Annotated in this window: 1 protein-coding gene; it reads right to left on the minus strand. The window is 58.1% G+C overall.

From position 1 onward, the window contains the following. Positions 1 to 137: 137 nt before the first annotated feature. A partial coding sequence (locus EN935_RS40475) for a type VI secretion system contractile sheath small subunit (protein WP_206534755.1) occupies positions 138 to 389 on the minus strand: 252 nt, incomplete at its 5' end.

Raw genomic sequence — 389 nt, forward strand, 5'->3', positions numbered from 1 at the left:
CGCACGAGTTGCTGCAGCTTCTCGCTGTCGTCCTTCTTGACTTTGAAATCCTTCTCGAGGAGTCCGCTGAATTCTCCAAGGTCTATGGCTTCGGCCTCGGCGGCGACGGCGGCGGTCTTTTGCTGTTCGGCCATGATTTACTCCCCAACCTTGTCGTCGTCAGCCAGCGCCTGGCTGGCGATCTTGCCAAGAAGCGGTTCGTTGTTCAGAAGTTGCGCGATGCGTTTTTCGGCGTCGACGCGGCCATCCATGAAGCCAAGCAGCTCCTCGAGTTGGCGACGCATCTTGAGGATCTCGGCCAGTTGCGGAACTTGCTCTGCAATCTTGTCCGGGGCGAAATCGCCCATTCTGGAAAACGTAAGATCGAGCGCCAGTTCCTCGTCCCGCTC

Source organism: Mesorhizobium sp. M7D.F.Ca.US.004.03.1.1, from assembly GCF_003998635.1.
GTDB classification, from domain to species: Bacteria; Pseudomonadota; Alphaproteobacteria; order Rhizobiales; family Rhizobiaceae; genus Mesorhizobium; species Mesorhizobium loti.